We start from the raw sequence: 22717 nt of genomic DNA on the forward strand, positions 1-22717 counted from the left end.
CGTAGCAGATCGTAGATAGGTTCTTAGAGGAAAACGCCGCGTAGGATATAGAAGAAGAAAATCGACAGCGCGGCGCCCACCGGCAGGGTGATCAGCCAGGACATAAAGATCTTGCCGATCACGCCCAGGTTCAATGCGCCGATACCGCGCGCCAGGCCTACGCCGAGTACCGCACCGACCAGGGTGTGGGTGGTGGAAACCGGCAGGCCGATGGCCGAGGCACCGACCACGGTGGTGGCGGTGGCCAGTTCGGCGGCAAAGCCGCGGCTTGGGGTCAGCTCGGTAATTTCCTTGCCGATGGTGGCGATTACCTTGTAGCCGTATGTCGCCAGACCGATGACGATACCCACGGCACCGAGCAGCAGCACCCAGCTGGGCACTGCAGATTTGGCGCCGATGGCCATTTCACCACCGGACTGAATCACCCCGACAATCGCGGCCAGCGGACCGACGGCATTGGCCACGTCGTTGGAGCCGTGGGCGAAGGCCATGGAGCACGCGGTGAAGATCATCAGTACGGCAAAGACTTTTTCTACGCTGGCGTAGTGGAAGTCCTTGTCCGCTTCGACGTCGACCTTGATCCGGCTCAGCAGGGCAACGCCCAGCAACATCACGACCGCGCCTACACCCAGAGAAAGAAGAAAGCCGTCTGTGCTGGAGAGGTTCAGGCCGATATGTTTTAGGCCTTTGGTCAAGGTCATGATGCTGACCATAAAGCCGGTGGCGAACATATACAGCGGCACAAAGCGCTTGGCATTCAAGAAGGGGTTGTCGGTATCGATGATCAGCTTCTGTACGCTGACAAACAGACCAAAAGCGATGATGCCGGACAACATCGGAGACACCACCCAACTGGCCACGATAGGACCAACGCCGCCCCAGTTGACTGCATCCATGGATACGCCCACGGCGGCAAAGCCGATCACCGCGCCGACGATGGAATGGGTAGTAGACACCGGCCAGCCGCGGGTGGACGCCACCAGCAGCCAAGTGCCAGCAGCCAGTAGCGCCGACATCATGCCCAGCACCATCAGGTCCGGGGTGATCATCGTCGCATCGACAATGCCGTTCTTAATGGTGTCGGTCACCTCGCCACCGGCCAGATAGGCGCCAGCAAACTCGAAGACCATGGCGATCAGGATCGCCTGTTTGATGGTCAGTGCGCGTGAGCCCACCGATGTGCCCATGGCGTTGGCCACGTCATTGGCGCCCACACCCCAGGCCATGAAAAAACCAAAGAGGCAGGCAAGCAGCAGCAATACGAGGCCGTAGTCCGCAATCAGAGACATAAATAATTAATCCGTAGATTCCAGAAAGGACACTGGCGCTTAGCGCGCCAGCAGTTGTTCCAGTCGGTTGCCGACACGTTCGGCACGGTCGGCTACGTCGCCGATCCACTCGATGATCTGGTAGAGGAACATCACATCGACAGGGGGAAGGTCCTTCTCCAGTTTGAACAGCGCACGGCGGACTTCGATTTGCATCTTGTCGGTGTCGCGTTCGATTTGCTCCAGTTCCATGACCATGGATTCAACCAGTGCTGCCTCACGGCCACCAAAGCCGGTCTCCAGCAGTTCGTCGAGTTCGTTCATGGCTTTCAGCGCCTGGGCGCTGGCATCCACGGTGCGTTGCACAAAGGTGCGCATCAGTGGCTGCAAAGCCTGCGGAATAGCCATTTCGCGGCCGAGCATCAGGCCGGCGATGTCCTTGGCGCGGTTGGCGACTTTGTCCTGTACACTCAGCAGCTCAAGCAGATCCGAGCGCGGCACGGGCAGGAACAGGCTCTTTGGCAGGTGCAGACGCACGCTTTTCTTGAGCTTGTCGGCCTCATTTTCGAGGCTGGCCATTTCCTGTTGTACCTGTTCCACCTTGGCCCAATCTTCCACCATCACGGCTTCGAAGAAGGGCACCAGATTGGCTGCGCACTCGTGGGCTTTGGCAAAGTGTTTTTGCATTGGTCCAATCGGTGAACGGCCAAACAGGCTGGCAAATGGATTGACTGGCATAGGGTGAACCCCGGCGTTAAGAAGGCGGCAAGTATACGGATCAGTCCGCAGGCTCGCCAGCGCAGGTAATCGGACTGTCACATTTCATAGTAGGCGTTGATCCCCATCATCATGAACAAAGAAACCGAAATCAAACTGCGGGTTAGCCGTGAAACCCTGGCTGCCCTGCGTGATCACCCGTTGCTGAAGAAGCGCAACAAGAGTGGTTGGGAGCAGCGCGAACTGTTCAATCAGTACTTTGATACGCCCGAGCGTGATTTGGCTGCGGCCAAGGTGGCTCTGCGCGTGCGCCGTGACGGTGAGCAGTTTATCCAGACCCTGAAAACCCGCGGGCAGAGCGTGGCCGGTTTATCCGAGCGCAATGAGTGGGACTGGAACCTGGCCAAGGCCAAGCTGGACCTGAAAAAACTCGATGACAGCTGCTGGCCGGCAGCCCTGGCTGAGCTGGACAAGAAGCAGCTGGTGCCGATCTTTACCACCGACTTTATCCGCGAGAAGGCGGAAATCGCCTGGGGCCGTGGCAAGGCCAAGGTGGTCATCGAGGCCGCGTTGGACCTCGGTAAGGTGATTGCCGGTGAAGGCGAAGAAGAAATTTGCGAGCTGGAACTGGAGCTGCGTCAGGGTGAGCCTGAGGCGCTGTTGGAACTGGCCGCCGAGTTGGCGGCCGACCTGGCGCTGATGCCCTGCGATATCAGCAAGGCTGAGCGCGGTTATCGCTTGTTCGATGCCGGCAGCTACAGCCTGAACCTACCAGCGCCTAGCCTGAACGCGGAAACCAGCCTGGATGACAGTGTCGCGGCACTGGGCTGGCATCTGCTGGGCAGCAGTCAGCGCCTGGCCGAGCAGTACCGCTTCAATGGCCACTGGCGTTTGCTGGTCGACTGGCTGGAGCAACTGATCGGCCTGCGTGCGCTGCTCAGCAGCCTGGGCCAAGCCGCGCCACGTGCCAGCAGCCATGCCTTGCGTGAGCTATTGGATGCCTTACTGCTGGAATGGCGCCCGCGCGTGCTGGCCGGCCAGGACGATGACAGCTTGCGCAAGAACGCCCCGGCGTTGTTCGCGGCGGAGCTGCAGGGCAATCGTTGGGGGTTGTTCTCGCTGAGCCTGTCGCGCTGGCTATTGGCGCGCAGCTGGACCGTGGAGCGTAACAACCGCGGCACCCGTCAGGGTGCAGCACCGCTGGGCAACTGGCTGCCGACTCTGATTGCCGAGGAAGGCGCTGCTCTGCAGCTGCGCCGTTATCAGCAGCAGCCGGAAGACCTCGCCGAGCAGCTGCCGCGCATCGAGCGTTTGCTGGTCTGGCTGCACCTGGCCCGTGAGGTGCTGGAGGTGGCGGAAGTTGACCGTCTGTACGGTGAGCTGAACAAGCTGGCGGAACTGGCCAACCAGTCCATCGATCCAGACGTGCTGGCTGCGCGCAAGGCGCAGCTGCTGACCATCGGTTCGCTAAAAGCCTGGCGTCAGCTGGTCAAGTAAGACCGTTCTGTAGGAGGGGCTGGGCGGCATCCGCTTTAGTGGCGAACTATTCTGCTCTGTCGCGGCTACGACTGCATGGATGCAGGCGTTAGTGCGAAGCAGGATGCCCGAGCCGAAAGCCCCTCCCACGCTCGGCAACTCACCTCATTCCTCAACTGCCATCGCGAAATCGCGTCCATACGGCATCGCGGGTAGCGCTGTGCTTTTCTGGCAGGGTTTCCAGCGGGTGCAGGCGGCGTTTGGTGTCACGGTCTGGATAGAGATCCGGCTGGTTGCGCAGGGCGTCGTCGAGAAACTCGCGGGAGTCAGCGTTGCCGCTGGGGTACAGGGTTTCGGCGGTGATCAGTGCGGCAACCTTAGGCTGCATCAGGTAATCGATAAAACGGTGCGCCAGGTCGGCGCGCTTGGCGCTGCTGGGAATCACCAGGTTGTCGATAAACAGGATCGAACCTTCATCCGGTACCAGGAAGCGCACCGGCTGACCCGCATCGGCAGCGGCCAGAGCATCGCCGACCCAGGCCATGGCCACGCACAGCTTGCCCTGGTTGAGGTCATCGATATAACGCTCGCTGTCGACATAGCGCAAATTCGGTCGCAAGCCGTCCAGCACGCGGCTGGAGCGCTCGATGCGGCTCGGTGCGCTGCGCGCCAGACTGCGACCCTGGTAATTGAGCAGCAGGGTCAGGGTCTCGTCAGGAGCGTCCAGTACGCTTATGCCGCAAGCGGCCAGGCGTGAGCTTTGCTCGGCATCGAACAGCAGGCTCCAACTATTGGGCAGCGAGCCGCCAAAGGCTGCTTCGGCCTGCGGCGTGTTGATCGCCAGGCCTACGGCACCCCACAGGTAGGGCAAGGCGTGGCGGTTGGCCGGGTCGAGGGCAACCAGGGTGCTGAGTAGCTGTTTGTCGAGATGTTTGCGGTTGGGCAGCAGGTTGAAATCGAGTGGTTGCAGGGTGCCACTCTTGATCATCGCCGGCAGCGCATCGTGCGAGGGCACCGCAACATCGATCGCTTCGCCGCTGGCCAGTACAGCGTCCAGCTCTTCGGCGGTGCTGTAGGTGTGGTATTCGACGCGGATGCCGGTTTCAGCCTCGAAGTCTTTCAGCACTTGTGGGGCGATGTAGTCGTTCCAGTTGTAAACGCGGATCACCTCCTCGGCGTTGGCCAACAGTGGCGCCAGGGCAAACAACAGTGAGGCAAACAGGCGAGGCATGGGGTTCTCCTGTGGAAGTGAATGGCGCGTTAGCGAAATTCCAGGCAAACGCTGCCCGTAATCGCGCAAAGTGCGATTGCAGGGGGCGGTTGCGTAAAAGCTGAATAAAAAACGCCGGCTCGAAGCCGGCGTTGGGTGTTGCATCAAACCGTGTGCAAGTACCAGTTGTATTCGAGGTCAGAGATCGAGTTTTCAAACTCGGCCAGCTCGCTTTCCTTACAGGCGACGAAGATATCGATGTATTTCGGGTCGATATAACGTGCCAGCACTTCACTGTCGTCCAGCTCGCGCAGAGCATCACGCAGGTTGTTCGGCAGGCTCTGCTCGTTCTGCTCGTAGGAGTTGCCTTCTATCGGCGCGCTCGGCTCGATCTTGTTGGTCAGGCCGTGATGCACGCCCGCCAGTACAGCCGACAGCAGCAGGTAAGGGTTGGCATCGGCACCGGCTACACGGTGCTCAATACGCACGGCGTCGGCGGTGTCATTCGGTACGCGCAGGGCGACGGTACGGTTGTCGATGCCCCAGCTCGGCGAGTTCGGCACATAGTACTGCGCGCCGAAACGACGGTAGGAATTGACGTTCGGGCAAAGGAAGGCCATCGAAGCAGGCATGGTTTCCAGTACGCCGCCGATGGCATGACGTAGCGCATCGTTCTGCTCGGGGTCTTCGCAGGCAAAGATATTGTTGCCGTCTTTGTCGAGAATCGAGATATGCACATGCAGCCCATTACCCGCTTGATTAGGGTAAGGCTTGGCCATGAAGGTGGTGTCCATTTCATGGTCGTAGGCGATGTTTTTCACCAGACGCTTGAGCAGCAGCGCGTAGTCGCAGGCTTTGATCGGATCAGCGACGTGGTGCAGGTTCACCTCGAACTGCGCCGGCGCGCTTTCCTTGACGATGGCGTCGGCAGGGATGCCCTGTTCCTTGGCGCCTTCAAGGATGTCCTGCAGGCACTCGGCGTATTCGTCGAGATCGTCGATCAGGTATACCTGAGTCGAGTGCGGACGCTTGCCTGAGAGTGGCGACAGCGGTGGCTGCGGTCGGCCATTCACGTTGGCCTGGTCGATCAGGTAAAACTCAAGTTCAAAGGCGGCGCAAATGGTAAGGCCCAGATCGTCGAACTTCTCTACCACCTGACGCAACACTTCCCGTGGGTCGGCGAAGAAGGGTTCACCTTCCAGCTCGTGCATGGTCATCAGCAGTTGCGCGGTTGGGCGCTTCTGCCAAGGTTCGTAGCACAGGGTGTTGGGGATGGGGTAGCAGATACGGTCGGCGTCACCGATGTCCAGACCCAGGCCGGTGCTTTCGACCGTCGAGCCATTGATGTCCAGGGCGAATAGAGAAGCCGGGAGATTAATGCCGCGCTCGTAAACCTTATGCAGGCTCGCACGCTCGATACGCTTGCCGCGTACCACGCCATTCATATCTGCGATCAGAAGGTCGACGAACAGGACCTCAGGATGTTTCTTAAGGAACGCGTTCGCTTCATTAAGCTGAACGGCACGCGGGGGTACCGACATGATGCAACACCTTTTTTGTTAAAAATATCAATCATGCAATTGCACGGGTGTGAGTCAATCTTAAACACTGGATGCTGTCAAGAGAGGTGCATTTTGCCCTAAAAAGGGGCTTTGTGGCCAGTTTTAGGGCATTGCAGAGCTGGGCGACCTTATTGGAGCCCTTGTCTCTCGCGGTGCTCAGTGGGGTGTGTTCAATTTTTTACATGACTGTTGTGAAAAAAAATGAACAACGCTAAGCTCGGTCGAAACCCATAACAGCAATAAAACGGGTGTCTCATGTCACGCCAGCCGATTATCGGCGTTAGTGCCTGTACCAAGCAGATCGGGCACAACATCTACCACACCGCAGGCGATAAATACTTACAGGCCATCGTTCAGGTGGCTGGCGGTATGCCAGTGATCATTCCCGCGCTGGGTGAGCAACTGGATCAGGCTTACCTGTTGCAGCACCTTGATGGCCTGGTGTTTACCGGCTCGCCATCCAATGTGGAACCGCACCACTATGCTGGCGACGCCAGCGAGCCCGGCACCGAGCATGACCCGGCGCGTGACAGTACAACCCTTCCCTTGATTAAAGCAGCAATTGCCGCCGGTATCCCGGTGCTCGGCATTTGCCGTGGCTTTCAGGAGATGAACGTGGCCTTCGGTGGCGCGCTTCACCAGAAGGTGCACGAGGTTGATGGGCTGATGGATCACCGTGAACCCGGTGACCTGCCCGCAGAACAGCAATATGGCCTGCGTCACGCGCTGCATGTACAGCCGGGCGGGCTGCTCGCCGGCATCGGCATGCCGGACGAGATTCAAGTCAATTCCATTCATGGCCAGGGCGTTCAGCGTCTGGCGCCGGGCCTTCGCATAGAAGCACTGGCGCCTGACGGGTTGATCGAAGCCTTCTCCGTCATCGGAGCCAAAAGCTTCGCATTGGGGGTGCAATGGCACCCCGAATGGCAGGTACGATCCAACCCGAATTATCTCGCCATCTTCCAGGCCTTTGGTGAGGCTTGCAGGAAGACGGCGGGGCAACGCTGAGCCGACTATATATAGGTCGGCTCTAACCAACCCTGAGGTCTCTATGAGCACCAAATTAGACCAGCTCTCGAGCTGGCTGAAAGAACGCAAAATCACCGAAGTTGAATGCCTGATCAGCGATCTCACTGGCATTGCCCGTGGCAAGATTTCGCCGACCAACAAGTTCCTCGACGAGAAAGGCATGCGCCTCCCCGAGAGTGTGCTGCTGCAGACCGTGACCGGCGACTACGTCGAGGACGACATCTATTACGACCTGCTCGACGAGGCGGACATCGATATGTTCTGCCGCCCGGACGAGAACGCGGTATTTCTTGTGCCCTGGGCCATTGAGCCCACTGCGATGGTGATCCACGACACCTTCGACAAGCAGGGCAACCCGATCGAGTTGTCGCCGCGCAACATTCTTAAGAATGTGCTCAAGCTCTACGCTGAGAAAGGCTGGAAGCCAATCGTCGCGCCGGAAATGGAGTTCTACCTGACCAAGCGCAACAGCGACCCGGACTTCCCACTGGAAGCGCCGATGGGCCGCTCCGGTCGTCCTGAAGTGGGCCGCCAGTCGTTTTCCATCGACGCTGCCAACGAATTCGACCCGCTGTTCGAAGACGTGTATGACTGGTGCGAAATCCAGGGCCTGGACCTCGATACGTTGATCCACGAAGACGGCCCGGCGCAGATGGAAATCAACTTCCGTCACGGCGAGGCCCTGCACCTGGCCGACCAGATCACCGTGTTCAAGCGCACCATGCGTGAAGCGGCGCTCAAGCACGATGTGGCTGCCACCTTTATGGCCAAGCCGATCACCGATCAGCCGGGCAGCGCGATGCATATCCACCAGAGTGTGGTTGACATCAAAACCGGCAAGAACCTGTTCTCCAACCCGGATGGCAGCATGAGCGAACTGTTTATGCAGCACATCGGTGGTCTGCAGAAATACATCCCCGAGCTGTTGCCGCTGTTTGCGCCGAACGTCAACTCGTTCCGCCGCTTCCTGCCGGATACCTCGGCACCGGTGAACGTCGAGTGGGGCGAAGAGAACCGCACCGTGGGCCTGCGCGTACCGGAAGCCACGCCGCAGAACCGCCGTGTGGAAAACCGCCTGGCCGGTGCCGATGCCAACCCGTACCTGGTGCTGGCCGCTTCGCTGCTGTGCGGTTACATGGGCATGGTCGGCGACTTCAAACCGAGTGCGCCGGTCAAAGGCCGCGCCTACGAACGCCGTAACCTGCGCCTGCCAATCACCATCGAGCACGCACTAGAGCGCATGGAAGCCTGTAAGGATGCGGAGAAGTACCTGGGTGAGAAGTTTATGCGTGGCTACGTTGCGGTAAAGCGCGCCGAGCACGAAAACTACAAGCGGGTCATCAGCTCCTGGGAACGTGAGTTCCTGCTGTTGTCGGTGTAACAGTCCGGTGGTTGGCGTGGGTGATCCCTGCGCCAGTCGCCAAGAATTTTTATCGGGCTGCAATGCGCAGCCTGCGTAATCAAGGTGTTGTTATGAACAGTCAAGCGACCAACCCGAAAACCCGCGAGTGGCAGGCCATGAGCCGCGAACACCATCTCGCGCCGTTCAGCGATTTTAAACAGCTGGCGGAAACTGGGCCGCGCATCATCACTAAGGCCGACGGCGTGTACTTGTGGGACAGCGAGGGCAACAAGATCCTCGATGCCATGGCCGGGCTCTGGTGTGTGGCGATTGGTTATGGTCGCAAGGAACTGGCAGACGCCGCCGCGAAACAGATGCAAGAGCTGCCCTACTACAACATGTTCTTTCAGACCGCCACGCCGCCCGCGCTGGAACTGGCCAAGGCGATTTCTGGGCTGGCCCCGCAAGGCATGAATCATGTGTTCTTCACCGGTTCCGGCTCGGAAGGCAACGACACCATGCTGCGCATGGTGCGCCATTACTGGGCGATCAAGGGTCAGCCAAACAAGAAGGTGATCATCAGCCGGGTTAACGGCTACCACGGCTCCACCGTAGCCGGCGCCAGCCTGGGCGGCATGCAGTACATGCACGAGCAGGGCGACCTGCCGATTCCGGGCATCGTGCATATTCCGCAACCGTACTGGTTCGGTGAGGGCGGCGATATGAGCCCCGAGGAATTCGGTATCTGGGCCGCCGACCAGCTGGAACAGAAGATCCTTGAAGTCGGCGAAGAAAACGTCGCCGCTTTTATTGCTGAGCCTATCCAGGGTGCGGGTGGGGTGATCATCCCGCCGGACAGCTACTGGCCGCGCATCCGCGAAATCCTCGCCAAGTACGACATTCTGTTTATCGCCGATGAAGTGATCTGCGGCTTTGGCCGTACCGGCGAATGGTTCGGCAGCGATTACTTCGGCAACACCCCGCACATGATGACCATCGCCAAGGGCCTGACCAGTGGCTACATCCCCATGGGTGGGCTGATCGTGCGAGACGATATCGTCGAGGTGCTCAACCAGGGTGGCGATTTCAACCACGGCTTCACCTACTCCGGCCACCCGGTCGCCGCTGCTGTGGCCCTGGAAAACCTGCGCATTCTGCGTGAGGAGCGGATCGTTGAGCGGGTCCAGACAGAAACGGCACCGTATTTGCAAAAGCGTCTGCGTGAGTTGGCCGATCACCCTTTAGTCGGGGAAGTGCGCGGCGTCGGCATGTTAGGCGCCATTGAGCTGGTGCAGGACAAGGCCAGTCGCCAGCGCTTCAGCGCGGACGTGAGCGTTGGCATGGTGTGCCGCAAGCACTGCTTTACTAATGGTCTGATCATGCGCGCCGTAGGCGACACCATGATCATTTCGCCGCCGCTGGTTATCAGCTTTGCTGAGATCGACGAACTGCTGGAAAAGGCCCGTAAATGCCTCGACCTGACCGCTGCAGAGGTGCTGAGTTAAGGTTTAATAACCTTTGGTTTCAGATGCTTACGTCTGAATGTTGTCAACCGGGGTATGACCTTGCCAGACTGCGCCAATGCGTAGGTCAGGCTCGCCGGAAGGTGTTGCAGATGGCTGCGCATCTTCCGGAAACGACTACAACAACAGGAGCTGTACGCATGAACACATTCGGCAAAACCCTTCTCGCGTTGTCCCTTGCTGGGGCCGTAGTGAGTGCCGCACACGCGGATGACAAGGTCCTGCACGTTTACAACTGGTCCGACTACATCGCAGAAGACACCCTCGACAACTTCCAGAAGGAAACCGGCATCAAGGTCGTCTACGACGTCTTTGACAGCAACGAAACCCTGGAAGCCAAACTGCTGGCCGGCAGCTCCGGTTACGACATCGTGGTGCCATCCAACCCGTTCCTGGCCAAGCAGATCAAGGCCGGTGTGTTCCAGAAGCTGGACAAGTCCAAGCTGCCGAACTGGGACAATCTCGATAAAAGCCTGCTCAAGGCACTCGACCCAAGCGATCCGGGTAACCAGTACTCGATCCCTTATATGTGGGGCACCATCGGTATCGGTTACAACGTCGACAAGGTCAAGGCCGCACTGGGCGAAGACGCTCCGGTCAATTCCTGGGACCTAGTATTCAAGCCGGAAAACATCGCCAAGCTGAAAGACTGCGGTGTGTCCTTCCTTGATTCGCCGACCGAAATCATCCCGGCCGCGCTCAACTACCTGGGCTTCAAGCCCGACAGCACCGATGCCGGCGAGCTGAAGAAAGCCGAAGAACTGTTCCTCTCGATCCGCCCCTCGACTTCCTACTTCCATAGCTCCAAGTACATCGGCGACCTGGCCAACGGCAACATCTGCGTGGCCATCGGCTACTCGGGCGACCTGTACCAGTCCAAGTCCCGTGCTGAAGAAGCCAAGAACGGCGTGAACATTTCCTACAGCATCCCGAAAGAAGGTGCTGGTAGCTTCTTCGACATGATGGCCATCCCGGCTGATGCGAAAAACGTCGAAGCCGCTCACGTGTTCCTCAACTACCTGATGAAGCCAGAGGTTATGGCCAACATCACCAACTTCGTGCAGTTCCCTAACGGCAACGCCGCGGCCACCCCGCTGGTTGACGAAGCACTGCGTAACGACCCGGGCATCTACCCGGACGCGGCCACCATGGCCAAGATCTACACCTTCCCGGATCTGCCAGCTAACGCGCAACGCGCGATGAACCGTAGCTGGACCAAAATCAAATCGGGTCAGTAATGCCATAACGGCAAGGGCGATGGCCCTAACGGTGTGCGGCGGGTTGCTCCGCCGCATTCACCCACAACAATAAGGAAGCTCCTATGCGTCGTACTCCACTTCTGGCTGGCCTACTGGCCGCCGCCGTCAGCATCAGCGCCGTGCAAGCCGCTGAGCCTGTGGTCAATGTCTACAACTGGTCTGACTATATCGGCGAAACCACTTTGGCCGATTTCCAGGAGGCTACTGGCATCAAAGCCATGTACGACGTGTTTGACTCCAACGAAACCCTGGAAGGCAAACTGCTGGCGGGCCGTTCCGGCTACGACATCGTGGTGCCGTCCAACCATTTCCTCGGCAAGCAGATCAAGGCGGGCGCGTTTCAGAAGCTCGACCGCAGTCTGCTGCCTAACTGGGAGCATCTTGATCCGGTCCTGCTCAAGCAACTGGAAGTCAACGACCCCGGTAATCTGTATTCAGTACCGTACTTGTGGGGCACCAATGGGATTGGCTACAACGTGGCCAAAATCAAGGAAGTGCTCGGTGTCGACGAGATCGACTCCTGGGCCATGCTCTTCGAACCAGAGAATCTGAAGAAGCTCAGCGCTTGCGGCGTTGCCTTTATGGACTCTCCAGACGAGATGTTCCCTTCCGTTCTCAACTACATGGGCCTCGACCCGCGCAGCACCGATCCAGAGGACTACAAGAAGGCCGAAGCCAAGCTGATGGCCGTGCGTCCTTACGTCACCTACTTCCACAGCTCCAAGTACATCGGCGACCTGGCCAATGGCAACATCTGCGTGGCGTTCGGCTACTCGGGCGACGTATTCCAGGCGGCTGCACGCGCTGAGGAAGCGGGCAAGGGCATCGAGATTGCCTACAGCATTCCCAAGGAAGGCGCCAACCTGTGGTTCGACATGATGGCCATCCCGGCCGATGCGAAGAACGTCAAGGAAGCGCACGCCTTTATCAACTATCTGCTTGAGCCCGCGGTTATCGCCACGGTCAGTGATTATGTCGGCTACGCCAACCCAAACCCCAAGGCCGGCGAGTTGATGGACCAGGAAGTGCGTAACGACCCTTCGGTTTATCCATCGCAGGCCGTGCTGGACAAACTCTACATCTCCACTGAGCTGCCGCCGAAGATCCAGCGTGCCATGACTCGCTCCTGGTCGAAGATCAAGTCGGGCCAGTAAGCGGAAACTGAAAGACAGCGTACGCCAGGCTTGGCCTGAGCGTACGGCCCGCTGCGTCAGCGCGGCAGATTTTATTCGGGTCAGTGACCCAATTTCTTGTGGGAGTTTTGGTAATGGCAGTTGCTTCCAGTGCCTATAAAAAGGTTCTCGAGGGTGATCAGCAACCGAAAGAGGTGCTGGTCAAGATCGAGCGTGTGACCAAGAAGTTCGACGAAACCATCGCGGTGGATGACGTTTCGCTGACCATCAACAAGGGTGAAATCTTCGCCCTGCTCGGTGGTTCCGGCTCGGGTAAGTCGACCCTGCTGCGCATGCTCGCCGGCTTCGAACGTCCCACTGAAGGGCGCATCCTGCTCGACGGCGAAGACATTACCGACCTGCCGCCTTACGAGCGGCCGATCAACATGATGTTCCAGTCCTATGCGCTGTTCCCGCACATGAGCGTGGCTGACAACATCGCCTTCGGCCTCAAACAGGACAAAATGTCCAAGGCAGAAATCGACGCCCGCGTCGAAGAGATGCTCAAACTGGTGCACATGACCCAGTACGCCAGGCGCAAACCGCATCAGCTATCCGGTGGTCAGCGTCAGCGTGTGGCCCTGGCTCGCTCGCTGGCCAAACGGCCGAAACTGCTGCTGCTCGACGAGCCTATGGGTGCTCTGGACAAGAAGCTGCGCTCGCAAATGCAGCTTGAGCTTGTCGAGATCATCGAACGCGTCGGCGTGACCTGCGTGATGGTGACCCACGACCAGGAAGAGGCCATGACCATGGCCCAGCGCATTGCCATCATGCACCTCGGCTGGATCGCCCAGATCGGCAGCCCGGTGGACATCTACGAAACCCCGACCAGCCGTCTGGTCTGCGAGTTCATCGGTAACGTCAATCTATTCGACGGCAAAGTGGTCGATGACATGGAAGACCATGCGCTGATCGACAGTCCGGATCTGGAGCGCAATATCTACGTTGGCCACGGCGTCAGCACGTCGGTGCAGGATAAGAGCATCACCTACGCCATCCGCCCAGAAAAACTGCTGGTCACCACCGAGCAACCGACCTGCGAATACAACTGGTCGCGCGGTACCGTGCACGACATCGCTTACCTCGGCGGCCATTCGGTGTTCCACGTGCTGCTGCCGAGCGGCAAAGTGGTGCAGTCCTTCGTTGCCAACGCCGAGCGGCGCGGCGCACGGCCTACCTGGGACGATGAAGTGTTCGTCTGGTGGGAGGACGACAGCGGGGTGACCTTACGCTCATGAACATTATCCGAAGCATCAGCCGCCGTATGCCCAAGGGCCGGCACCTGGTTATCGGGGTGCCGTTCCTCTGGCTGTTCCTGTTCTTTATGTTGCCGTTCTTCATCGTTCTGAAGATCAGCTTTGCCGAAGCCGACGTGGCCATTCCGCCGTACACCGACGTGTACACCTGGGTGGAAAACAAGTTCACCCTGGTGCTTAACCTGGGCAACTACATTTTCCTTAGCGAGGATGCGCTGTACCTGGCGGCTTACCTTGGCTCCTTGAAAATGGCCACGGTCAGCACCTTGCTCTGCCTGATCATCGGCTTCCCCATGGCGTATGCGATTGCCCGCGCCGACAAGGACAAGCAGATGGTTCTGTTGCTGCTGATCATGATGCCGACCTGGACGGCGATCCTGATCCGCGTGTATGCCTGGATGGGCATTCTCAGCAACAACGGCTTACTCAATGGCTTCCTGATGTGGCTGGGAGTGATCAACGAGCCTCTGCAGATCCTCAACACCAACCTGGCGGTGTACATCGGTATCGTCTATTCGTACCTGCCATTTATGATCCTGCCGCTGTTCGCCAACCTGGTTAAACACGACCAGAGCTTGCTGGAAGCGGCCGCGGACCTGGGTTCGAGCACCTACAACAGCTTCTGGAAAATCACCGTGCCGCTGGCCAAGAACGGCATTATTGCCGGCTGCATGCTGGTGTTTATCCCGGTGGTGGGTGAGTTCGTGATTCCCGAACTGCTCGGTGGCCCGGAGACCCTGATGATCGGCAAGGTGCTGTGGCAGGAGTTCTTCAACAACCGCGACTGGCCGGTAGCCTCCGCCCTGGCCGTGGTGATGCTGGCGATCCTGATCATTCCAATCATCCTGTTCAACCGTAACCAAGCGAAAGAAATGGAGGGCCGGCCATGAAGCGTTTCAGTTTCTCCAACTTTATGTTGTGGGCCGGTCTGACCTTTATCTACCTGCCGATGCTGATCCTGGTGATCTACTCGTTTAACGGCTCGCGCCTGGTTACGGTGTGGGGCGGCTGGTCGGTGAAATGGTATGTCGGCCTGCTCGACAACACCCAGCTGATGAACGCGGTGATGCGCTCGCTGGAGATCGCCTGCTACACCGCGATTGCTGCCGTAGCGCTGGGCACCATGGCCGCCTTTGTACTGACCCGCGTGACCCGTTTCAAGGGTCGCACGCTGTTCGGTGGCCTGGTCACCGCGCCGCTGGTGATGCCCGAGGTAATCACCGGTCTGTCATTGCTGCTGCTGTTCGTGGCCATGGCCCAGCTGATCGGCTGGCCAGCCGAGCGCGGCGTGCTGACCATCTGGATCGCCCACACCACCTTCTGTTCGGCCTACGTGGCCGTGGTGGTGTCGTCGCGTCTGCGTGAGCTGGACCTGTCCATCGAAGAAGCGGCCATGGACCTGGGCGCCAAGCCGTGGAAGGTGTTCTTCCTGATCACCATCCCGATGATTGCGCCGTCACTGGCGGCCGGCGGCATGATGTCCTTCGCCCTGTCGCTGGACGACCTGGTTCTCGCCAGCTTCGTCTCCGGCCCAGGCTCGACCACTCTGCCGATGGAAGTCTTCTCCGCTGTGCGTCTGGGCGTGAAGCCGGAAATCAACGCGGTGGCCAGCCTGATTCTGCTGGCGGTGTCGTTCGCTACTTTCCTGGTGTGGTTCTTCGCCCACCGCGCCGAAGAGAAGCGCAAGAAGGCCCTGCAGCAGGCCATGGATGAAACCACTGGTGCCGCATCGATGAACGGGCCAGATAGCCGTCGTGACCCGTCCCAGGTGCATGCCTGATCGCATCCCGACGTAACCCACAAGGGCCGCTAATGCGGCCCTTGTGCATTCTGCTGCGGTACTGACCAGTCAGCCCGGCCAGTGTTGCGCTGCCCGCTGATCTTGGTTACAACCTCAGCTACCAGCCGTCCGGATTGCCTGCCATGACCGACTCGAACAGCGCCGACAGCGCGGTGTACAAGACCCTGCTGGAGTCGACCAAAGCCATTCCCTGGAAAATCGATTGGGCCAGCATGACCTTCGCCTATATCGGCCCACAGATCGAAACCCTGCTCGGTTGGCCACAGGCCAGCTGGGTCAGCGCCAACGACTGGGCTGAGCGCATGCACCCCGAAGACCGCGACAGCGTGGTGGCCTTCTGCGTGTCGCAGTCCCAGGCCGGCACCGACCATGAAGCCGACTACCGCGCCCTGACGCGCGATGGCAGCTACGTGTGGATTCGCGATGTGGTGCATGTGCTGCGTAATGACGCCGGCGAGGTCGAGTCGCTGATCGGCTTTATGTTCGACATCAGCGAGCGCAAACAGACCGAGCAACAACTGCTGCAATTGCAGCAACAGCTCGAAGAGCTGTCCTACCTCGACGGCCTCACCGGCGTGGCCAATCGGCGTATGTTTGACAGCCGCCTGCAGGTGGAATGGAGTAACGCCCAACGCACCGGTCAGCCGCTGTCACTGATCCTGCTGGATATCGACTATTTCAAGGAATACAACGACCACTACGGCCATATCCAGGGCGACGACTGCCTGAAGAGCGTGGGCCAGGCCTTGAGCGGCGCCGCCGTGCGCCCGCGCGACCTGATGGCTCGCTATGGTGGCGAAGAGTTTGTCCTGCTGCTGCCCGAAACTACTGCCCAGGCCGCCGCCCAGATCGCCGAGCGTTGCCGCCAGCTGATACATGAACAGCAGATCCAGCACGCCCACTCCCAAGTCGCTCCCTTGCTGACTTTAAGCCTCGGTGTTGGCACCCTGACCCCCGGCCCGCTCGACCAGCCCCAGGCCTTTCTCGAAACCGTGGATCGCCTGCTCTACCAAGCCAAACACCAGGGTCGCAATTGCGCGGTGTTGGCCACCGCGCCATAAGCCAGAGCGTAGGGTGGATGACGCTTTACCCATCCACCGCCCTGCAAACGTGGTGGATGAACAGAGCGTCATCCACCCTACAGCTCCCCGATACGTCGTGATGAGGCTATGCGGCTTAGCGCTTGATGCGCAGCGCCAGCAGGAAGATCAGCGTGGCGCTTATCACCAGGATATCCATGATGATCGCTGCAGCAGCCTTGCTGAGAAACGCCTGGCCATACACCAGCACCAGGGTGACGAAAATCGCCTTGCTCGATGCCGCGATGGCGGCGCAGAAGGCGCGGTGTTTTTCATTCAGCGCACCGTAAATCAATATCACGCCCATCAGGCCAACCAGCGCCGACCAGCTGCGAACAACCATGGATTCCAGCTGACCGGTAAACGACGCACCAAACATCGACTCAAGCGCAGCCTGCGGCGCGAACAGGCCGTAGAACATGCTGGCGGTCAGCACGCCGGACACCAGCATCAGCCATTTGAAGTTGCCTAGTACAAAGTTCATACGTTCCCTCGTCTGTGTGATGTTCAGCTGTTAGCGAAGCTGTATCCATTAAGTGTTGCAGCCGTGCTGGATGTTTCAGTGAGACGTGTAGGTGCGGCCTTGTCCGCGAGTGCTTTCGGCCTGCGGACAAGCCCACCCTACAAGATTGGAGATGCATCTGATGCGTTCAACCTGAAACAGCGCCCACTCTGGCCCGCGCCGCGTGCAGCTTCTTGTAGCTGTCGATCAAGCGCAGATGGCGGTCCAGCCCCTCCAGCTGCATATTGGTCGGCGTCAGACCGTGGAAGCGTACGCTGCCGTCCAGCGAGCCCAGTACCGCATCCATTCGTTCATTGCCAAACATGCGGCGCAAGTTCGGCTCGAAGTCGGCCATCTCCAGCTCTTCGTCCAGCTGTACTTCCAGCGCCGCGTTCAACGCTTGATAGAACAGGCTGCGTTCGACGGTGTTGTCGTTGTACTGCAGGAAGGCCTCGGTCAGTTCCTTGGCGTCGTCGAATTTCTTCAGCGCCAGATAGATCAGCAGCTTCAGTTCAAGAATGGTCAGCTGGCCCCACACCGTGTTGTCGTCGAATTCGACGCCGATCAGCGTGGTGATGTCGGTGTAATCGTCGACATCGCTGTTCTCCAGATTGCGCAGCAGGGACTTGAGGCCACGATCATTCAGGCTGTGCAGGTTGAGGATGTCTGCGCGGAACAGCAGCGCCTTGTTGGTGTTATCCCAGATCAGATCTTCAACCGGATAAATCTCCGAATAGCCCGGCACCAAGATGCGGCAGGCCGTGGCGCCCAGGTGTTCGTACACCGCCATATAGGCTTCTTTGCCCAGCTCTTCGAGAATGCCGAACAGCGTTGCGGCTTCCTGCTCGTTTGAGTCAGCGCCCTGACCGGAGAAGTCCCACTCGACGAACTCGTAGTCGGCCTTGGCGCTGAAGAAGCGCCACGACACCACACCACTGGAATCGATAAAGTGCTCGACGAAGTTGTTCGGCTCCATCAGCGCCTGGCTTTCAAAGGTCGGCGGAGGCAGATCATTCAAACCCTCGAAGCTGCGGCCTTGCAGCAATTCGGTCAGGCTGCGCTCCAGCGCCACTTCAAAGCTTGGGTGCGCGCCGAACGAGGCGAACACGCCGCCGGTGCGCGGGTTCATCAGGGTCACGCACATCACCGGGAATTCCCCGCCCAGCGAGGCGTCCTTCACCAATACCGGGAAACCCTGGGCTTCCAGGCCTTGAATGCCGGCGAGGATGGCCGGGTACTTGGCCAACACCTCCGGCGGCACGTCCGGCAGGCACAGCTCGCCTTCGAGGATTTCGCGTTTTACCGCGCGCTCGAATATTTCCGACAGGCACTGTACCTGCGCCTCGACCAGGGTGTTGCCGGCGCTCATGCCATTGCTGAGGTAGAGGTTTTCGATCAGGTTGGAGGGGAAGTACACCACTTCCCCATCGGACTGACGCACAAAGGGCAGCGAGCAGATGCCGCGCAGGGTGTTGCCGGAGTTGGTGTCGTACAGGTGCGAGCCGCGCAGCTCGTCGTCCGGGTTGTAAATCGCCAGGCAGTATTCGTCGAGAATCTCCGCCGGCAACGCATCCTTGGGCCCCGGTTTGAACCAGCGCTCGTCCGGGTAATGCACGAACGCCGCACTCGCGATCTCCTCGCCCCAGAACTGGTCGTTGTAGAAGAAGTTGCAGTTCAGCCGCTCGATAAACTCGCCCAACGCCGACGCCAAGGCGCCCTCCTTGGTCGCGCCCTTGCCGTTGGTAAAGCACATCGGCGAGTGCGCATCGCGGATATGCAGCGACCACACATTGGGCACGATATTGCGCCACGAGGCGATCTCAATCTTCATGCCGAGCTTGGCCATGATCCCCGACATATTGGCGATGGTTTCTTCCAGCGGCAGGTCCTTACCGAGGATGCGCGTACCCTCACCCGAGGTCAGCGCCGGGATCAGCAGCGCCTGGGCATCGGCATCGAGGTTTTCCACCTCCTCGATCACAAACTCCGGCCCGGCTTGCACCACCTTCTTCACCGTGCAGCGGTCGATGGAACGCAGAATGCCCAGGCGATCCTTCTCGGAGATATCCGCCGGCAGCTCGACCTGAATCTTGAAGATCTGCTGGTAGCGGTTTTCCGGGTCAACAATGTTGTTCTGCGACAGGCGGATGTTATCGGTGGGGATATTGCGCGTGTCGCAATACAGCTTCACAAAGTACGCCGCGCACAGCGCCGATGAGGCCAGAAAATAATCGAACGGGCCCGGCGCCGAGCCATCGCCCTTGTAGCGGATGGGCTGGTCAGCCACCACCGTGAAGTCATCGAACTTGGCTTCAAGTCGGAGGTTGTCGAGAAACTTGACCTTGATTTCCATGCGGGGTTACCAGAATACGGGCTAAACGAATGGCGGCCATTATCCGGGTTTTCAGCGGGAAGTCTTGCGCGGCGCGGCTTAGCTCTGACGAGCGCGCTGTAAGCTCTGCAGTGGTCTGTTGTGTTTAGGACTCTTCTGCCTCGGGTGCGCGAAAGGCCTTGCTGTAGTAGCCAGACTGGTCGAAGCAGCAAACGTGCTTCTTGCCGGATGCCAGCATCTCGCAGGCATCACCAATGCGTTTTGTGCGCGTCTTAAGTTGCTTGGCTGACGTGATCCAATGTACCCAGTCGACTCGCGCTAGGGTCGTCGTATTGTTCCAAACGTCACGAGCCTCAGGAGCGGCTGCCAATGCCTCCTGAAAATCTGCTGGAATCTCAGGCTCGGGCTCCTTCTTTACGGGGCTTAGCTCTAGCGTAACGATATCCCCGACGGACGCGCCTGCGGCCTCGTATAACGCGCCACTTACCTGCAACCAATGGCTCAGCTGACCATCCGGCTCAAGAGTTGCCCGGAAAGGCTGCCCATTGATTGTGCCGTCAACTGTCGTCCTTCCCCGCCGCGGAAGAAGTTCACTGGCTTCTCTTGGCAGTACCACGAATGCCCACGAGGCATCATTCCCAGGCTTAGCCGGACGAAGAAGCTTTGCTGCGAATCGAGATTTCACGTCGACTGTTGTCATTGCCATCCCTCCAGCGAATACGCCTAACGCTTGGGTTCAACCGCACCGAAGAGCGCTGTCGGCTTGGATAAGCTGTTAGGCCACAGTTGCCAAAAAAAGATCAAAGTACCAGTAGCGCGATACACATTACGATCACCGCCAGAAGCACCAAGCGAATGCCGTTCGGCGAAACAAATCCGAAAAGCTTGAGATTACGGGCAGAGAAAACGTGCTTGCAGTCGGGGCACCGCACCATGACTGACACATCCGAGAAAGTAAAAACGTTGAATCCTATAGGAACTCCGCCAGAAACCAGCGCGCTGCGGGCTGAAAACGCTGCTGAACATCTCGGGCAAACTTCTAACTCGTGCATTGGGTGGCCTGACGTTTGGTTAAGGGGTTCGCTTTAGCCCGTCCCAACGAGCGAAAACAGCGCGATAGCCAACATTGCTTTTAATTTTAAGTGTTGTTTCATGCGGTTTCTTCGCTTTGCTCTAGGTGTATTGAGCGTCTCAGAGCCAGCTTGATGGTCTGGTCATAGCAGTATGTATTAGAGTTCAGATTCAACCATTAGCTTTATTTTTGTCGCTTTCTCGAAATGATCCAGCTTGTGGGTTTTTATCCACCATGTTGCAGCCTCCATAAGAAGCTCTGGATCATCATTTTTATTTGCGAAGAACGCGTAAAAGGAAACGCCAACTGACTCACCCTTAGCGGATATTTTCTTCGTACATACATCAATAATTTTCTTTCTTAAATCCTGGCGCATTAAGTTAAGTTTCTCTATGCCTAACGTTTGGTTAAGGGGCGGGCTTTAGCCCGTCCCAGTGAACGTAGCGAGCGGTTTGAACCTATTGTTATGTTTCGTCGCTGCCAAGCTCGGATTCTCGCAATAGCTGATTGCTACGGCGTACTGTCAGAATATCAACCTGATCTTTGACGCTATAAATAACCCGATACGCCCCAAACATTACTTCTCTGATGCGTTGTGCGCCGATCTCAGGAACAATACGCCCACTTTCAGGAAAATCAGCCAAGCGTTCTATTGTGGCAAATAGTTTATTGACCCATTTAGCTGCAGCAGCAGGCTTGTCTTCGGCAATGTATTGAGCGATATCTTCTACTCGCTCCAACGCAAGCGGAGACCAGACGATTTTCATCGGGAAAGCCTGCTAAGGACCCGGGCTTTTGCGTCTTGATGGGAAATACCGGCCCCGCTGGCAATTTGCTCTTCAGCTCTATAGACCTCTTCCAGTACCTCCAGGCGCTCTTGCATCCTCTCGTACTCCTGGACATCGACCAGAACGGCAACACCGCGCCCCCTCTGCGTTAGCACCATGGGGCGGCGGGTTTCATGAATCTGTTTTACAAATGTGGCTACGCCCGCTCTGAACTCAGAGAGGGGGCGTATATCTTCATCTACATGGACTCGTGACATGGCGGGCACCTGCGTACGTTTACTTGTACTGCTTAGCGTACGCCAGAAGCTGGGGGGAGGGCAAGATAAGGGCTGGTAAACATAACTATTCAGCTAAGGGGCGGGCTTTAGCCCGTCCCAGTGAGCGAAGCGAGCGATTTGAACCACTTGTTAGGCATTTACGACCCAAACACCAACTCAATAAATGTGGTCTCATTTGCTTTTCGTGTTATCTCGAAACCTTCAAGGTAGGCGTGGTGGAGATCGCCAGTTGTAATGATGACTTCATTCGCAATTACTGCCAGGTCTCTCCATGACGGATTTTCAAGGACTTGGCTCTTGTAGTTGCTACCGTTGCCCCAGAAGGGGCTATGGTTGGCTAGGACAATTATTTTTCCTTCTATTGCGATGTCATTTAAATTATTTATAGGCAATCCGCGTTCGTCTACATCGTAGACGCTGTAGTTTACAAGGCATTCATTTTTAATATTCTTGCAGACGTCATGTTCAATTTCGTCATATTTTTCTGCCCACTCTTCTGGCGTTGGTTCAGCAGACGCTTGCGTGAAGATTGCTGTAAGCAGTGTTATGGATATAAGCAATTTTTTCATGCTGTCATTCTGCCTAACGTTTGGTTAAGGGGCCGGCTTCGCCGGTCCCAGCGAGCGGAGCGAGTGATTTGAACCAATTGTTAGATGCCGTCTCGCGCATTGGCAAAGGCCTCATATGCGTCGCCGAATTCAAGCTCCAAGGCTAGACGCAGTAACCCTGGGTAAGCAAACCAGTATTGCCTGCGAAGGAAATCGTTGAATTTTTCTATGCCCATTTCCTTTGCATACATTCTTTGGTGCACTTGATCCATTGGTGATCTGTCGATTTCTAGAATTCTCTTGCGATGCTTGTTGAGTAAACCTCGTAAGTCTCTTACGCACAAAACGCCGAAGTGTATTAACTCAGAAAGTTCTTCCTCATATCGGGTTTCGCTTGGGGAGAAGTCATTCTTCTTTGGGAAAGCTGCGCGCAGCGCTTTATGAACTAACTCAGGCGTTAATTCTTTGCGATCAATTCGTTGTCTGGCGCTGATTTTCATAAG

22 protein-coding genes are annotated in these 22717 nt (G+C 57.9%); 10 read left to right on the forward strand and 12 right to left on the reverse strand.

Annotated elements, in window-relative coordinates; all coding sequences use genetic code 11:
* Positions 1–23: 23 nt before the first annotated feature.
* Positions 24–1289, reverse strand: coding sequence for an inorganic phosphate transporter (locus AACX99_RS03705; RefSeq protein WP_339409592.1), 1266 nt, complete (start codon positions 1287–1289; stop codon positions 24–26).
* Between the two features lie 39 nt (positions 1290–1328).
* Positions 1329–2006, reverse strand: a complete 678-nt coding sequence (locus tag AACX99_RS03710) for a TIGR00153 family protein (protein ID WP_339409593.1) — start codon at positions 2004–2006, stop codon at positions 1329–1331.
* A 111-nt stretch (positions 2007–2117) separates the two neighbouring features.
* On the opposite strand from AACX99_RS03710, the gene AACX99_RS03715 reads away from it, so the two are divergent.
* On the forward strand, positions 2118–3482 hold the full coding sequence (locus AACX99_RS03715; RefSeq protein ID WP_339409595.1) for a CYTH domain-containing protein: 1365 nt from the start codon (positions 2118–2120) through the stop codon (positions 3480–3482).
* Positions 3483–3633: 151 nt separating this feature from the next.
* Here AACX99_RS03715 and AACX99_RS03720 read toward each other — a convergent pair whose 3' ends face one another.
* Together AACX99_RS03720 and AACX99_RS03725 are read right to left on the reverse strand one after the other, a co-directional pair.
* Positions 3634–4692 carry an extracellular solute-binding protein gene (locus AACX99_RS03720; protein WP_339409597.1) on the reverse strand — a complete coding sequence of 353 codons (1059 nt, stop codon included), beginning with the start codon at positions 4690–4692 and terminating at the stop codon, positions 3634–3636.
* Positions 4693–4835: 143 nt separating this feature from the next.
* Positions 4836–6212 carry a glutamine synthetase family protein gene (locus AACX99_RS03725; RefSeq protein ID WP_339409598.1) on the reverse strand — a complete coding sequence of 459 codons (1377 nt, stop codon included), beginning with the start codon at positions 6210–6212 and terminating at the stop codon, positions 4836–4838.
* A 276-nt stretch (positions 6213–6488) separates the two neighbouring features.
* On the opposite strand from AACX99_RS03725, the gene AACX99_RS03730 reads away from it, so the two are divergent.
* The 9 genes from AACX99_RS03730 to AACX99_RS03770 all read left to right on the forward strand — a co-directional run bounded on the left by AACX99_RS03730 (position 6489) and on the right by AACX99_RS03770 (position 16676).
* On the forward strand, positions 6489–7241 hold the full coding sequence (locus AACX99_RS03730; protein WP_339409599.1) for a gamma-glutamyl-gamma-aminobutyrate hydrolase family protein: 753 nt from the start codon (positions 6489–6491) through the stop codon (positions 7239–7241).
* Positions 7242–7284: 43 nt separating this feature from the next.
* Positions 7285–8643: a glutamine synthetase family protein gene (locus AACX99_RS03735; RefSeq protein ID WP_339409601.1), complete on the forward strand. Its 1359-nt coding sequence runs from the start codon at positions 7285–7287 to the stop codon at positions 8641–8643.
* A gap of 92 nt (positions 8644–8735) precedes the next feature.
* Positions 8736–10109, forward strand: coding sequence for an aspartate aminotransferase family protein (locus AACX99_RS03740; protein WP_339409603.1), 1374 nt, complete (start codon positions 8736–8738; stop codon positions 10107–10109).
* Between the two features lie 158 nt (positions 10110–10267).
* Positions 10268–11365 carry an extracellular solute-binding protein gene (locus AACX99_RS03745; protein WP_339409605.1) on the forward strand — a complete coding sequence of 366 codons (1098 nt, stop codon included), beginning with the start codon at positions 10268–10270 and terminating at the stop codon, positions 11363–11365.
* Between the two features lie 83 nt (positions 11366–11448).
* Positions 11449–12540, forward strand: coding sequence for a polyamine ABC transporter substrate-binding protein (locus AACX99_RS03750; protein ID WP_339409606.1), 1092 nt, complete (start codon positions 11449–11451; stop codon positions 12538–12540).
* Positions 12541–12653: 113 nt separating this feature from the next.
* Positions 12654–13796 (forward strand): polyamine ABC transporter ATP-binding protein, encoded by a 1143-nt coding sequence (potA, locus tag AACX99_RS03755; RefSeq protein ID WP_339409607.1) that lies wholly within the window; start codon positions 12654–12656, stop codon positions 13794–13796.
* A 26-nt stretch (positions 13797–13822) separates the two neighbouring features.
* A complete protein-coding gene (locus AACX99_RS03760) occupies positions 13823–14704 on the forward strand; it encodes an ABC transporter permease subunit (protein WP_339409668.1) in 882 nt (293 codons plus the stop codon).
* Positions 14701–15594 (forward strand): ABC transporter permease subunit, encoded by an 894-nt coding sequence (locus tag AACX99_RS03765; RefSeq protein ID WP_339409608.1) that lies wholly within the window; start codon positions 14701–14703, stop codon positions 15592–15594. The genes AACX99_RS03760 and AACX99_RS03765 overlap by 4 nt, the downstream gene beginning before the upstream one ends.
* Before the next feature lie 143 nt (positions 15595–15737).
* Positions 15738–16676 (forward strand): sensor domain-containing diguanylate cyclase, encoded by a 939-nt coding sequence (locus AACX99_RS03770; protein WP_339409610.1) that lies wholly within the window; start codon positions 15738–15740, stop codon positions 16674–16676.
* Positions 16677–16791: 115 nt separating this feature from the next.
* Here AACX99_RS03770 and AACX99_RS03775 read toward each other — a convergent pair whose 3' ends face one another.
* The 8 genes from AACX99_RS03775 to AACX99_RS03810 all read right to left on the reverse strand — a co-directional run bounded on the left by AACX99_RS03775 (position 16792) and on the right by AACX99_RS03810 (position 22714).
* Positions 16792–17178, reverse strand: a complete 387-nt coding sequence (locus tag AACX99_RS03775; protein ID WP_339409612.1) for a hypothetical protein — start codon at positions 17176–17178, stop codon at positions 16792–16794.
* Positions 17179–17344: 166 nt separating this feature from the next.
* Positions 17345–19549 carry an OsmC domain/YcaO domain-containing protein gene (locus AACX99_RS03780; RefSeq protein ID WP_339409614.1) on the reverse strand — a complete coding sequence of 735 codons (2205 nt, stop codon included), beginning with the start codon at positions 19547–19549 and terminating at the stop codon, positions 17345–17347.
* 124 nt (positions 19550–19673) lie between these two features.
* The gene (locus AACX99_RS03785) at positions 19674–20228 is read right to left on the reverse strand and encodes a YdeI/OmpD-associated family protein (RefSeq protein ID WP_339409615.1); all 555 of its coding nucleotides are present in this window, start codon (positions 20226–20228) and stop codon (positions 19674–19676) included.
* Positions 20229–20757: 529 nt separating this feature from the next.
* Positions 20758–20976 carry a DUF6500 family protein gene (locus tag AACX99_RS03790; RefSeq protein WP_339409617.1) on the reverse strand — a complete coding sequence of 73 codons (219 nt, stop codon included), beginning with the start codon at positions 20974–20976 and terminating at the stop codon, positions 20758–20760.
* 88 nt (positions 20977–21064) lie between these two features.
* The gene (locus tag AACX99_RS03795; protein ID WP_339409619.1) at positions 21065–21367 is read right to left on the reverse strand and encodes a type II toxin-antitoxin system RelE/ParE family toxin; all 303 of its coding nucleotides are present in this window, start codon (positions 21365–21367) and stop codon (positions 21065–21067) included.
* Positions 21364–21645 carry a type II toxin-antitoxin system Phd/YefM family antitoxin gene (locus AACX99_RS03800; protein ID WP_339409620.1) on the reverse strand — a complete coding sequence of 94 codons (282 nt, stop codon included), beginning with the start codon at positions 21643–21645 and terminating at the stop codon, positions 21364–21366. The genes AACX99_RS03795 and AACX99_RS03800 overlap by 4 nt, the downstream gene beginning before the upstream one ends.
* A 158-nt stretch (positions 21646–21803) precedes the next feature.
* Complete coding sequence (locus AACX99_RS03805) at positions 21804–22235, reverse strand: hypothetical protein (RefSeq protein WP_339409622.1); 432 nt, start codon at positions 22233–22235, stop codon at positions 21804–21806.
* Between the two features lie 80 nt (positions 22236–22315).
* Entirely contained in the window at positions 22316–22714 is a 399-nt protein-coding gene (locus AACX99_RS03810; RefSeq protein ID WP_339409624.1) for a hypothetical protein, read from the reverse strand.
* Positions 22715–22717 lie beyond the last annotated feature (3 nt).

This window comes from Pseudomonas sp. EA_35y_Pfl2_R5 (genome assembly GCF_963970805.1).
Lineage (GTDB): Bacteria > Pseudomonadota > Gammaproteobacteria > Pseudomonadales > Pseudomonadaceae > Aquipseudomonas.